The organism is Streptomyces sp. NPDC050145 (genome assembly GCF_044460245.1).
Classification (GTDB): Bacteria; Actinomycetota; Actinomycetes; order Streptomycetales; family Streptomycetaceae; genus Streptomyces.
In genome coordinates this window covers 120,406-132,808 of the sequence record NZ_JBITJS010000001.1, presented here as the reverse complement: position 1 = coordinate 132,808, position 12,403 = coordinate 120,406, and the positions used below count along the sequence as shown (strand labels likewise).

Annotated in this window: 11 protein-coding genes; 3 read left to right on the top strand and 8 right to left on the bottom strand. The window is 73.0% G+C overall.

Going from position 1 to position 12,403, the window contains the following annotated elements:
• Positions 1 to 98: 98 nt before the first annotated feature.
• The 4 genes from ACIBTU_RS00680 to ACIBTU_RS00665 all read right to left on the bottom strand — a co-directional run bounded on the left by ACIBTU_RS00680 (position 99) and on the right by ACIBTU_RS00665 (position 3,425).
• Positions 99 to 1,202, bottom strand: a complete 1,104-nt coding sequence (locus ACIBTU_RS00680; protein WP_399123681.1) for an ABC transporter ATP-binding protein — start codon at positions 1,200 to 1,202, stop codon at positions 99 to 101.
• Entirely contained in the window at positions 1,199 to 2,050 is an 852-nt protein-coding gene (gene modB, locus ACIBTU_RS00675; protein WP_399123680.1) for a molybdate ABC transporter permease subunit, read from the bottom strand. Before modB ends, ACIBTU_RS00680 begins: the two co-directional genes overlap by 4 nt.
• Positions 2,047 to 2,877 carry a molybdate ABC transporter substrate-binding protein gene (gene modA, locus ACIBTU_RS00670; protein ID WP_399124210.1) on the bottom strand — a complete coding sequence of 277 codons (831 nt, stop codon included), beginning with the start codon at positions 2,875 to 2,877 and terminating at the stop codon, positions 2,047 to 2,049. Before modA ends, modB begins: the two co-directional genes overlap by 4 nt.
• 149 nt (positions 2,878 to 3,026) lie before the next feature.
• Positions 3,027 to 3,425, bottom strand: a complete 399-nt coding sequence (locus ACIBTU_RS00665) for a molybdopterin-binding protein (protein ID WP_399123679.1) — start codon at positions 3,423 to 3,425, stop codon at positions 3,027 to 3,029.
• A gap of 132 nt (positions 3,426 to 3,557) precedes the next feature.
• Between ACIBTU_RS00665 and ACIBTU_RS00660 the strand changes: the two genes are divergently transcribed.
• Both ACIBTU_RS00660 and ACIBTU_RS00655 read left to right on the top strand, forming a co-directional pair.
• On the top strand, positions 3,558 to 4,016 hold the full coding sequence (locus ACIBTU_RS00660; protein WP_399123678.1) for a GreA/GreB family elongation factor: 459 nt from the start codon (positions 3,558 to 3,560) through the stop codon (positions 4,014 to 4,016).
• A gap of 256 nt (positions 4,017 to 4,272) precedes the next feature.
• On the top strand, positions 4,273 to 5,193 hold the full coding sequence (locus tag ACIBTU_RS00655) for a LysR family transcriptional regulator (protein WP_399123677.1): 921 nt from the start codon (positions 4,273 to 4,275) through the stop codon (positions 5,191 to 5,193).
• A 25-nt stretch (positions 5,194 to 5,218) separates the two neighbouring features.
• Here the strand turns inward: ACIBTU_RS00655 and fdhD are convergent, their stop codons facing one another.
• The 3 genes from fdhD to ACIBTU_RS00640 form a co-directional block, all read right to left on the bottom strand.
• Positions 5,219 to 6,055 carry a formate dehydrogenase accessory sulfurtransferase FdhD gene (gene fdhD / locus ACIBTU_RS00650; RefSeq protein ID WP_399123676.1) on the bottom strand — a complete coding sequence of 279 codons (837 nt, stop codon included), beginning with the start codon at positions 6,053 to 6,055 and terminating at the stop codon, positions 5,219 to 5,221.
• Between the two features lie 16 nt (positions 6,056 to 6,071).
• The gene (locus ACIBTU_RS00645; RefSeq protein ID WP_399123675.1) at positions 6,072 to 8,387 is read right to left on the bottom strand and encodes an FdhF/YdeP family oxidoreductase; all 2,316 of its coding nucleotides are present in this window, start codon (positions 8,385 to 8,387) and stop codon (positions 6,072 to 6,074) included.
• Positions 8,388 to 8,606: 219 nt separating this feature from the next.
• On the bottom strand, positions 8,607 to 9,239 hold the full coding sequence (locus ACIBTU_RS00640) for a DUF1345 domain-containing protein (protein ID WP_399123674.1): 633 nt from the start codon (positions 9,237 to 9,239) through the stop codon (positions 8,607 to 8,609).
• A 115-nt stretch (positions 9,240 to 9,354) separates the two neighbouring features.
• On the opposite strand from ACIBTU_RS00640, the gene ACIBTU_RS00635 reads away from it, so the two are divergent.
• Positions 9,355 to 11,112 (top strand): FUSC family protein, encoded by a 1,758-nt coding sequence (locus tag ACIBTU_RS00635; protein WP_399123673.1) that lies wholly within the window; start codon positions 9,355 to 9,357, stop codon positions 11,110 to 11,112.
• Between the two features lie 173 nt (positions 11,113 to 11,285).
• Here ACIBTU_RS00635 and ACIBTU_RS00630 read toward each other — a convergent pair whose 3' ends face one another.
• The gene (locus ACIBTU_RS00630) at positions 11,286 to 12,380 is read right to left on the bottom strand and encodes a chemotaxis protein (RefSeq protein WP_399123672.1); all 1,095 of its coding nucleotides are present in this window, start codon (positions 12,378 to 12,380) and stop codon (positions 11,286 to 11,288) included.
• Positions 12,381 to 12,403 lie beyond the last annotated feature (23 nt).

Here is a 12,403-nt window from a genome sequence, read left to right as displayed (position 1 = left end):
CACGCACCCCACCCAGCCGCCGCACCTCCCCGCCACCCCACCGACCCCGTCACCCCCGTCAACCGACACTCCCCAGCGCCGCGAGCCCCCGCCCTCCGTCACGCCGGATACGCGTGCGTCTGCGTGGCCTTCACTGTCGCCCAGACCGTCGTCCCGGGATGCAGGCCCAGTTCCGCGGCGGCGATCGTCGTGAGGTCGGCGGCCAGGGGCAGGCCGCCGGTGAGGGCGACGCGGATCTGGTCGGCGTGGGTCTCCATGGTGGTGACCTCGCACTCCCACAGGTTGCGGGCGCTGGAGCCGCTGGGGCGCTCGCGGTGGAGGGTGACGGCGCCGGGCGGGAACGCGACGAAGACGGGGCCGCGCAGGTCCTCGGTGGTGGTGATCTCCTGGCCGTCCTCGAGCCGCACGGCGTGCCCGTCGGCCTGCCCCCGGTAGAGGTTGAGGCCGACGAGCTGGGCGATGTAGTCGGTGCGGGGGCGGCGCGCGACAGCTGAGGGGGCGCCTTCCTGGACGACGCGGCCGTGCTCGACGACGACGAGCCGGTCGGCGAGCACCATGGCGTCGAGCGGGTCGTGGGTGACGAGCACGGCGACGGCCTCGAACTCGGCGAGGTGGCGTCGCAGCTGGGCCCGTACGTCGAGCCGGGTGCGGGCGTCGAGCGCGGCGAGGGGTTCGTCGAGGAGCAGCAGCCGGGGCCGGGTGGCGAGCGCGCGGGCGAGGGCGACGCGCTGGGCCTGGCCGCCGGACAGGCGCCGCGGTTTGGCGCCCGCGTGGTCGGCGAGGCCCATCCGGTCGAGCCATGTGTGGGCCTGCGCGCGGGCCTCGGCCTTGCTCACGCCCTGGCAACGCGGGCCGAAGGCCACGTTGTCGAGCGCGCTGAGGTGCGGGAAGAGCAGGTAGTCCTGGAAGACGACGCCGACGGGGCGGGACTCGGGCGGGGTGTCGTCGAGCGGGACGCCGTCGAGCCGGAGGTGGCCGGCGTCGAGCGGGGCGAGGCCGGCGAGGGCGCGCAGGGCGGTGCTCTTCCCGGCGCCGTTCGGGCCGAGGAGGGCGACGACGTCGCCGGGTGCGGCGCTGAGGGCGATGTCGAGGTGGAAGTCGCCGCGGTCGACGACGAGCCGGGCGTCGAGCCCCGCGCCCCCGGGCTCCTCCCTGAGCGCGAGGGTCTCGTCGGCGTCGAGGGCCTTGTCGGTACGGGTCATGAGGCGGTCATCCAGCGATCGCGCAGGCCCGCGAGGACCGCGATGGACACGGCGAGCAGGACCAGGCTGAGGGCGATGGCCGCGGCCGGATCGCTCTGCAGGGCGAGGTAGACGGCGAGCGGCATGGTCTGGGTGCGGCCGGGGAAGTTGCCGGCGAAGGTGATCGTGGCGCCGAACTCGCCGAGCGCCCGGGCCCAGGCGAGGACGGATCCGGCGGCGATGCCGGGCGCGATGAGCGGCAGGGTGACGCGCCGGAACGCGGTGAACCGGGAGGCGCCGAGCGTGGTGGCGGCCTCTTCGTAGCGGGGGTCGGCGGCGCGCAGGGTGCCCTCGACGCTGATGACGAGGAAGGGCATGGCGACGAAGGCCTCGGCGACGATCACGCCGGTGGTGGTGAAGGGCAGGGTGACGCCGAACCAGGAGTCGAGGTACTGGCCCACGAGTCCGTTGCGCCCGAGCGCGGACAGCAGGGCGACACCGCCGACGACGGGCGGCAGCACGAGCGGCAGGGTGACGAGCGCGCGGACGAGGCCCCGCCCGGGGAACTCGGTGCGGGCGAGCAGCCAGGCCAGCGGGACGCCGAGCACGAGGCTGACGAGCGTCGCGGCCGTCGCGCACACCAACGACAGCTGGAGCGCCTGCCAGACCTCGGGGCTGGTGAGCTGCGACGGCAGATCGCGCCACGGCGCCCGGACGAGGAGGGCGATCAGCGGCACGACCAGGAAGGCGAGGCCGACGAGGGCGGGCAGCAGCAAGGGAAGGGGCGCGGTGCGGGTACGACGGCGGCGCCGCGGACCGCCCCCCGTGAGGGTGTCGGTCGCGGCGCCCGGCGTGCGGGGCTCGGTCACGGTGCGAGGAATCCGGCGGAGGTCAGCACCTTCTGGCCGTCGGGCGACTGCACGAGGTCGACGAAGGCCTTGGCCGCAGCGGTGTTGGGGGCCTTCTTGAGCAGGGCGATCGGATAGTCGTTGATCGCGTCGGCGGACTCGGGGAACTCCACGCCCTCCACCTTGTCACCCGCGGCCTTCACGTCGGTCTTGTAGACGACGGCCGCGTCGGCCTCCTTCAGCTCGACCTTCGTGAGGGCGCTCTTGACGTCCTGCTCGTAGGAGACGGGGGTGAGCTTCAGCTTGCTCGCGTCGAGGGCCTTCTGGGCGGCGGTGCCGCAGGGCACGGCCTTGTCGCACAGGACGACCTTCAGGCCGTCGGCGGTGAGGTCCTTGAGGGAGGACACCTTGTGGGGGTTGCCCGGCAGGGTGGCGATCTCCAGCTGGTTGCGCACGAAGGTGCTCGGGTCGGCCGCGGCGCCCCCGGCATCCGTGACGATCTTCATCGTCTTGGGGCTGGCGGCGGCGAACACGTCGGCCGGGGCGCCGCTGTTGATGCCCGCGGCGAGACTGTCGCTGCCGCCGAAGTTGAAGGTGACGTGGGTGCCCGGGTGCGCCTTCTCGAACTGCTTGCCGAGCGTCGTGAAGCTCTCCTTGAGGGAGGCGGCGGCGAACACGTTCACCGTGCCGGACACCTTGCCCCCCGACGACGCGGACGCGGACGCACCCGCGTCCGTCTTGCCGGACGACGGGTCGGCGGAGCCGCAGGCGCTCAGTGTCAGCAGTGCGGCCGCTCCGAGGCCGGCGACGGTCAGCGTGCGACGGGCCCGGCGCGCGGGACGAGATATCACAGGTCCACTCCCTTGGTTCCTGGCTTGCGGGGATCATACTGCCGCAGGTGCGAGGGAGAAGTCTGCTGTGGCATCGCATGAGCTGGCCACCATCCACGACCAGCCATGCATGTGCGTTTATACGGAGCGGGCGCCGCCCGGAGGGATCAGGTCCGGTCGATATGGACATTCGTCGACTTGACCCGGGCCGTGGCCTCCATGCCGACCTCGAGGCCGAGCTCCTCGACGGCCTCGCGGGTGAGCAGGGAGACGAGCCGGTGCGGCCCGGCCTGGATCTCGACCTGGGCGGCGACGTCGCCGAGCTTGACGGCGGTGACGATGCCGGGGAACGCGTTGCGGACCGAGGTGGAGGAGATCTCGTCCTCGCCGGAGCCGCCGCTCTTGGCGAGCTCCACGGAGAACGCGGCGAGATCCCTGCCGTCGACGAGCCGGCGTCCGGCCTCGTCGCGGTGGGTGGCGACGCGGCCGGCGTCGGCCCAGCGGCGTGCGGTGTCGGGGCTGACGCCGAGCAGCCGCGCTGCCTGGCCGATGGTGTAGGACTGCATGGCCCTCAACATAGCGACCGCACCCGGACGCGCCGCACGCGTGTGGATCATCGCGGCCCTGCCACATTCACCCGTACCACTTAGGCTACGAATATCCGGTTTCATCCTGTTCTCCTGGTCCGAGGAGTCGGCATGTCGAGCCAGCCCGAACCGATCAGCGCCACCGGCCGCGCGGCCCTCGAACGGCAGCGCGCCGATCTCGCCGCCGAGCGCGCGACGGTGGCCGCCACCCTGAGCGATCCCGACCAGGTGGGCGACGAGGCCGACTCGGCCGACGAGATCCAGCGCGCCGACGAGCTGCGGCGGCTCGACGCCCGGATCGAGGAGGTGGAGCTGCGGCTGCGCGAGGGCGCGGCGGAGGGCGCCCCCGACACCTCGGAGGTCGGCGTGGGCAGCACGGTCACCGTGCGCTTCGACGACGGCACCGAGCAGACCGTGGAGATCAGCGAGCTGCCCGACGCCTCGACGCCGTCGCTGGTCACGTCCGACAGCCCGCTGGGACTCGCCCTGATGGGCCGCCGCCCCGGGGACACCGTCGACTACCGCACCCCCGCGGGGCCGACGTCGGCCCGCATCGTCTCGCTCGGCTAGGGTCTTTCGTTTGGATCAGGCTGGATCAGGGAGCGGGGCGTGGTGCGTGCAGCTGCAAGGCGGAGGAAGGAGTCGACGCGGTGGGGGCACCTCCCGGCCGAAGGCTGGGGGACGTCGGCGACTGACGACAACGCCGCAGATGTGCGTGCCACACCCCGCGAGCCCAGCCTGATCCAAACGAGAGGCCCTAGCGGTCCACCGAGGACGCGCCGGGGCGCGATTGGCGCTTCGCGCGCCGCTCGGGTAGACCCGTCACGTGCTGTTCCGTCAACTCGAGTACCTGGTCGCGCTCGCCCGTGAGCGCCATTTCGCCCGCGCCGCGCAAACCTGTCACGTCTCCCAGCCCGCGCTGTCCGAGGCGATCCGCAAACTGGAGGACGAGCTCGACGTGCCGCTCGTGCGACGCGGCCGCAAGTACGAGGGGCTCACCCCCGAGGGCGAGCGCATCGTCGTGTGGGCGCAGCGCATCATCGCGGACCGGGACGCGCTCCGGGACGAGGTCGGCGCGCTGCGCAGCGGTCTGAACGGGCGGCTGAGGATCGGCTCGATCCCGACAGCGTCCGGCGCGGTGTCCCTGCTGACCGGCCCGTTCTGCACCGCGCACCCGCTCGTCACGGTGGACGTCCTGACGGACCTTCAGTCGGTGGACGTCTTCCGGCTGCTGCAGAACTTCGAGATCGACGCCGGCATCACGTATCTGCACAAGGAACTGCCCGAGGGCGTCCAGACGCTCCCGCTGTACGAGGAGCGGTACGTGCTGCTCACGACGGTGGCCGAGGGCCCGGCGCACCGGCGCTCGGCCACCTGGGCCGATGCCAGCCGGCTGCCGCTGTGTCTGCTGACCGGGTCGATGCAGGGCCGCCGGGTCCTCGACGAGGTGTTCGCGTCGGTGGGCCTCACGCCGTCTCCCCGGATCGAGACGGACTCGGTGGGCGCGCTGTTCGCGCACGTCAGGACGGGCCAGTGGGCGAGTGTCGTGCCGCAGGCCTGGCTGCACGTGTTCGGCGTGCCGCACGGGATGCGGGCGGTGCCGCTGGTCGACCCGAGCGCCGCCGTCCCGGTCGGTCTGGTCTGGTCCGCCCGGGAGCCCGGCTCGGTGATGGCGCGGGCCCTGGTCGAGGTGGCCCGGCACGAGGATCTGGCGACGACGCTCGACCGGCTGCCGGACGCCCGCTGAGGGGACGCCCGGCCCGCGGACGCGGTCAGCCGGCCGGTACGGCGGCGAGCCGCTCGGCGCCCGTGTACACGTTCATCGAGGTGCCGCGCAGGAAGCCGACCAGGGTCAGTCCGCTCTCGTCGGCCAGGTCGACGGCGAGCGAGGACGGCGCGGACACGGCCGCGAGCACGGGGATGCCCGCCATGACCGCCTTCTGCACGAGCTCGAAGGAGGCGCGCCCGCTCACCATCAGGACCGTGCCGCGCAGCGGCAGCAGGCCCTCGCGCAGGGCGTGCCCGACGACCTTGTCGACCGCGTTGTGCCGGCCGACGTCCTCGCGCAGGCAGAGCATCTCGCCGTCGGCGGTGAACAGTCCGGCGGCGTGCAGTCCCCCGGTGCTGTCGAACACCTTCTGCGCCGCGCGCAGCCGGTCCGGGAACTGGGTGAGCTGCTCGATACCGAGCCGCACCGGGTCGTCCTCGACCGTCCAGGCGGCCGTGGTGCGCACGGCGTCGAGGCTCGCCTTGCCGCACAGGCCGCACGACGAGGTGGTGTAGAAGTTCCGCTCCAGGGAGGCGTCGGGCGGCGTGACGCCGGCGCCCAGGACGACGTCCACCACGTTGTACGTGTTGCCGCCGTCGGACGTCGCGCCCGCGCAGTAGCGGATCCCGGCGACGTCGGCGGCCCGGTGGACGACGCCCTCGCTGACCAGGAACCCGGCCGCGAGGTCGAAGTCGTCGCCCGGGGTGCGCATCGTGACGGTCAGCGGGCGCCCATTGACCCGTATCTCCATCGGCTCCTCGGCCGCGAGGGTGTCCGGCCGGTGGGACACCACTCCGTCGCGGACCCGCATCACGCGCCTGCGCGCGGTCACTCGCCCCATGTCGATCCTCCTCCGTTCACAGTGCCACGTCGTCGGCGGGCGTACCGCCGGAGGCGGCCGGTTCGAGCCGGACCAGGACGCTCTTCGACGTCGGCGTGTTGCTGATGTCGGCGACGCTGTCCAGCGGGACGAGGACGTTCGTCTCGGGGTAGTAGGAGGCGGCCGAGCCCTCGCTGGTCGGGTAGGAGACGATGCGGAAGCCGGGGGCGCGGCGCTCGGTGCCGTCGTGCCAGACGGAGACGAGGTCGACGAGGTCGCGGTCGGCGAGGCCGAGCGCCTCGATGTCCTCGGGGTTGACCATGACGACGCGGCGGGCGTTGTGGATGCCCCGGTAGCGGTCGTTCATCGCGTAGGGGATGGTGTTCCACTGGTCGTGGGAGCGCAGGGTCTGCAGGAGCAGGTGGCCGGCGGGGACCTCGGGCATCGTGAAGTCGTTGACCGTGAAGACGGCCTTGCCGCTGGGGGTGCGGAAGACGCCCTGGTTGACGGGGTTGGGCAGGCGGAAGCCGCCGGGGGCCGCGACCCGCTCGTTGAAGTTCTCGAAGCCGGGCACGACGCGGGAGATCCGGTCGCGGACGGTGCCGTAGTCCGCCTCGAAGTCCTCCCAGGCGATGGCGGGGCTGTCGCCGAGGACCTTGCGGGCGAGGCGGGAGATGATCGCGATCTCGCTGAGCAGGTGCGGGGAGGCGGGGGCGAGACGGCCGCGCGAGGCGTGCACCTCGCTCATCGAGTCCTCGACGGTGTAGAACTGCTCGCCGCCCGCCTGGACGTCGCGGTCGCTGCGGCCGAGCGTCGGCAGGATGAGGGCCGTGTCTCCGCAGACCGTGTGGGACCGGTTGAGCTTGGTGGAGATGTGGACGGTGAGCCGGCAGCCGCGCATCGCCGCTTCGGTGACGTCGCTGTCGGGGGTGGCGCGCACGAAGTTGCCCGCGACGCCGACGAAGACCTTGGCCTTGCCGTCGCGCATGGCACGGATGCCGTCGACGGAGTCGAGGCCGTGCTTCTGGGGCGGCGTGAAGTCGAACTCGCGGCCGAGCGCGTCCATGAACGCCTGCGGCATCCGCTCCCAGACGCCCATGGTGCGGTCGCCCTGGACGTTGCTGTGGCCGCGGACGGGGCAGACGCCGGCGCCGGGCTTGCCGATGTTGCCGCGCAGCATCAGGAAGTTGACGATCTCGCGGATGGTGGGCACGCCGTGCTTGTGCTGGGTGACGCCCATGGCCCAGCAGACGATGACGTTACGGCTCTTGAGGACCTGCTCGTGGACCTGCTCGATCTCGGCGCGGGAGAGCCCGGTGGCCATGAGCACGTCGTCCCAGGACGTCTTGCGGGCGTGCTCGGCGAACTCCTCGTAGCCGGTGCTGTGGGTCGTGACCCAGTCGTGGTCGACGACCGTGCCCGGGGCCTTCTCCTCGGCCTCCAGGAGCATCAGGTTGAGCGCCTGGAAGAGGGCGAGGTCGCCGCCGGCCCGGATGTGCAGGAACTGGTCGGCGATCTGCGTGCCGCGGCCGATGACGCCGCGGGCCTTCTGCGGGTGCTTGAAGCGCAGCAGGCCCGCCTCGGGCAGCGTGTTCACGGCGATGACCCGGCCGCCGCCCCGCTTGGTCTCCTCCAGCGCGGTCAGCATGCGCGGGTGGTTGGTGCCCGGGTTCTGGCCGACGACGAAGACGAGGTCGGACTCGTGGATGTCGTCGAGGGTGACGCTGCCCTTGCCGATGCCGAGGGTCTCCGTCAGGGCGGAGCCGCTGGACTCGTGGCACAGGTTGGAGCAGTCGGGCAGGTTGTTGGTGCCGTAGGCGCGGGCGAAGAGCTGGAGCAGGAACGCGGCCTCGTTGTTGAGGCGGCCCGAGGTGTAGAAGAGGGCCTCGTCCGGGGAGTCGAGGGCGCGCAGCTCCTGGGCGACGAGGTCGAGGGCCGCGTCCCAGCCGATGGGCTCGTAGTGCTCGGCGCCGGGGCGCTTGACCATGGGCTCGGTGAGGCGGCCCTGCTGGTTGAGCCAGTAGTCGGACTTCTGGTCGAGCTCGGCGACGGTGTGGTCGCGGAAGAAGTCGGCGGTGACGCGGCGCGAGGTGGCCTCGTCGGCGATGTGCTTCGCGCCGTTCTCGCAGTACTCGTTCTTGTGCCGCTTGCCGGGCTTGGGCTCGGGCCAGGCGCAGCCGGGGCAGTCGAAGCCCTTGACCTGGTTGATGTTGAGCAGCGTGAGGGCGGTGCGGCGTACGGAGGTCTGGCCCAGGGAGTACTCGAGGGCGTGCGTCACGGCGGGTACGCCGGTCGCCCACTCCTTCGGCGGGGTGACGGAGAGATCGTCGACCGGGTCCTGGATGTCCGCCATGTTCCGTTCTGCCTCTTTCCTCGTCCTCATTCGGCTTCCCCGGCCTCGCCGGCCGCGTAGCGAATTCACTTTCCGGCACGCCGGTGAATTCGTCAAAGAGGCGGTGTCGATCACGTGATAGGCGGCGCCGATCACGCCGTTCATAAGCGCCGGCTATCAGCCGATCGAAAAGACCAGTTTGACCGGGCGGGAAAGACTGCCGGAAAATCGACCGGGTGGTCAGCCCGTGACGATTCCGGTGACGAGATTGATGGCCGTGGCGAGAATGCTGGTGCCGAAGACGTACGACAGGAGGCAATGCCGCAGCACGATCGCGCGGACGGTCGGGCTCGACACGTTCGTGTCGGACACCTGATAGGTCATGCCGAGGTTGTAACTGAAATAGAAGAAATCCCGGTAGGCAGGGGTCTCTTTTCCGTTGAAATCGATTCCGCCGCCCGCCGTGTGATACACGAAGGCATATCGGGTCGCGTACATCAGATGCAGGGCGGCCCAGGCCATGAACACTCCGCCGAGCGCGGTCGCCGCGGCGGCGTGCGCGTGCTCCGACTTTCCGCGCAGGAGCAGCAGCACGATGGCGACGAGCCCGCACAGGGCGACGCCCACGACGGCGAGCTCCTCGGTGACGGGGCGGAAATCCTCACGGCGGACGTTGCGGTGGGTGGCCTCGGCGTCGAGCGGCCAGAGCACCAGCCAGCCGGACAGCACGAACAGCGCCTCCGTGGCCGCGATGCCGGCGAGGACACCGAGTCCGGCGTCCACGGTCAGTGCGACGGCCACCCCGGTCAGCGTGCCGAGCACGACCGCGCCGACCAGCCGGGGAACGGCCGGAAGCGGCCTTCGGGTGTTCATGAGCGACCACGCTAGCCGCGCCCCGGCGGGGCGGCCCGCCGAATTCCGTTCTCGCGGGGAAACCCGGCACCGGGCAGACTTGAAATGCAGACCTGACAAGGGGAATACACCGCACATGCCGAACTTCCGGCGTTTCGCTCCGCCCGAGCCGCGGCACGGGTGGCGCCATTCGGCCCGGGGCGCCCGGCGTGCTCTGTCGCCGCGCGGGGCGTTCGCCCTGCACGAGGTCGACGGGGCGGTCGTGTTCGCGCTGCGGGCCGCGCTCGCCACGGGGGTCGTGGCGGTGCCGCTGAGCGTGGCCGGCCGGCCCGACCTCGCGGTGTACGCGACGCTCGGCTCCCTCACCACCACGTTCGGCCGCAATCTGCCCTACGCGCGGCGCGTCCGGGTCCTCTCGGTGGCCGCGCTCGCGATGACCGCCGCCGTCGGCACGGGATCGGCGCTCGCCGTCGCGGCGGACCCGCACGCGGGCGGGGCGGGGGCGCTCGCCGTGATCGCGGCGACGGCCGTGGTGGCCGGGATCGCCAAGTTCGTCTGCGACGTCACGCGGGTCGGCGGACTCGGCGCCGTCCTGCTGCTCTTCGCGTTCGCGGTCGCGGCCAACGGGGCGCCGGCCGCCGCCGACGTGCTCCCGTACACCGGGCTCGCGGCGGCGGGCGCGGGCTGCGCCTGGGTGCTGGGCGTCGCGGGCGTGCTCCTGCACCCGGACCGGCCGCAGCGGCTCGCGGTGGCCATGGCGCTGCGCCGCGTGGCCGACCTGCTGGACGTCACCGGCGGCGCGGCCACCGCGGGCGGCGCCGCGACACGGTCCGTGCGGCACCGCGCGACGGTCGCCGTGCTGCACGCCTACTACTGCCTCGGCGTCCCGCCGCCGACCCGGGCTCCCCGCGCCGTGCCCGGCGGCCAGGCCGACTTCGTACGGCTCACCGATCTCGCCTGGTCCCTGCTGACCGGATCCGGGGGCGGCCCGGCCGCGGCCGCGGGCCCCGTCGCGCGCGGGCTGCGCGCCCAGGCCCGGCTGCTCACGGGCCGCAGGCGCCGGGTCCCGCCGATCCTGGACCCGCTGCGGTCCCGGTCGGGCGCGCCCGAACCGCACCTGCCGGAGGATCCGGGCGCGACGCGGGCCACCGAACTGCTGCTGGGGCGACCCGGTGGCCGGGAGCGGTTCGCGGCGGCGGCCGTTCCGGCGTGGCGGATGGCCCTGGGCACGGGCGCGGCGGGCGCGGTCGCCGCGCTGCTCGGTCTGGAGCACGGCTACTGGGCGGCGATCTCGGCCGCCGCCGTGCTGCACTCGGTGAACGTCCGCACCACCGCCCAGCGCGCGGTCCAGCGGACCCTGGGCACGGGGGTCGGCCTGCTCCTCGCGCTCGCGGTGCTCGGCCTGCACCTGGCGCCGGTGACGCTGACCCTGGTGGTCGTGGTGCTGGAATTCCTGCTGGAGTACGTCGCGGCCCGCAACTACGCGCTGGCCGTCGTCTTCCTCACCCCGATCGCCCTGCTCCTCACCGAGCTGGCCGTCCCGGCCCCCGCGGGCGAACTGGTCCTGGACCGCGTCCTCGGCAGCGTCGTGGGCATCGGGGTGGGCCTGCTCTGCGCCCTGCTGATCGTCCACGACCGCGCCGCGGTGCGGGTCGAGCGGGCGCTGGCGGAGTGCCGGAGCGCGGTGGCGGACGCGGAACGGGCTCTGACCGGCCCGCCGGGCCCCCTGCTCCCCGTCCTCCAGGTCCGCCTCGCCCTGGCCGTCGTGGAACTGCGCGAGGCCGACGACACGGCCGCCGGCGAACTCTGGCCGGCGGGCATCGACCCCACGGAACTGGCCGCGACGGAGGGCCGCGCCTACGCCTTGCTCGGGCGACTGCGTCACCCTCGGTAGAACGGCGAGACAGGTGCCGCTGGAGAGCGGCGGAGCCTCGACCTCCAGGGGCGCGGGGAACTGCGCGACCAGCCACCACGATCGCGCACCCGGCCACGCATCGGCGCCCCACAACGGCGCGCCCCCGAAGATCGGCAGGGCCCCCACACTCACCCCGCCCGGCAGAAGGCAGGTCAGAACCGAAGCGCCGCCGCGATCCGTCCCGCCTCCTCCAGCGCCCCGTCCGGCACGAACACGACCTCCGCCCCCGTCTCGAGCGCGCACTCCACGATCTCGTCGACGATGTCGTGCACCGCGTCGACGTCGTCGTCCGCCGCCGGCGCGAGATGCCCCTCCCCCGCCCGCACGGTGACGCGGAAGTTCTCCTCGACGACCAGCCGGCGGATCCGCCCGTCCGCGGCCTCCTGCCACACCTCGTCGACCCCGGCCGCGTACGTGTTGGCGCCACGGGCCCGGTCCAGGTCGGCCATGGCCTCGGCGACCTCGCGCTCCGCGTCGGCGGTGCGGGCCGGGGCCACCGCGCGGGCGACCGCCTCGGGCCTGCCGTGGGAGAGCCCGCCGAACGGGACCTGGGCGGCGCCGTGGGCGGCCGTGCCGGTCTCGGTGAGCAGGGACAGCGCGGCGGGCTCGCCCGTCACATAAAGGGTGCGCGGCGCGGTCCGCAGCAGTTCGCCGAGCGCCGCGTCGGCCTCGCGGAAGAACTGCCGGGTCGCCTCGTCCCGGTAGGTGCTCGGGACGTCGCCGACGCGCTCCTTGCGTTCGGCGTCCGGGTCCTCGAGGCTCCGCTCCTGCGGGAAGCCGTGCTGCTTGTCCTCCACGACGCGGTTGCCGCGGCCGTCCCAGAGGGTGACGCGGTCGGCGGCGACCGAGAGCACCCAGTACGGATGGGCGGCCGCGTCGGCGGCGACCAGGTTGCGGGTCAGGAAGGTGTCGGCGACCACGACACGGTCCTGCACCTCCCGGTCGATCGCCCACACCTGGTGCTCGCCGGGTGCGGCGAACAGCACGAGGCCGTCCTTGGCGTGCACGAGGTCCGCCTCCTGGACGGCGGCACGCAGATGCGTGAGGACGTCCTCCCGGCGCTCCTTGGTCACGCCCGGGTCGGCGGACAGCTGCCGGGCCGCGTCGTCGACGAGGTTGCCGAGCCGCACCGGGTCCTGGGCGTCGCCCGGGGGCCGCCGGTGCGTGGTCATCGCCACCGACACGGCGGGGTACGAGCGCGGCCTGCGCAGGTCGCGGAGTATTTCCGGGTTCAGGGAGGAGTGCATGCCGGGTTTCCCTTCAGATGCCA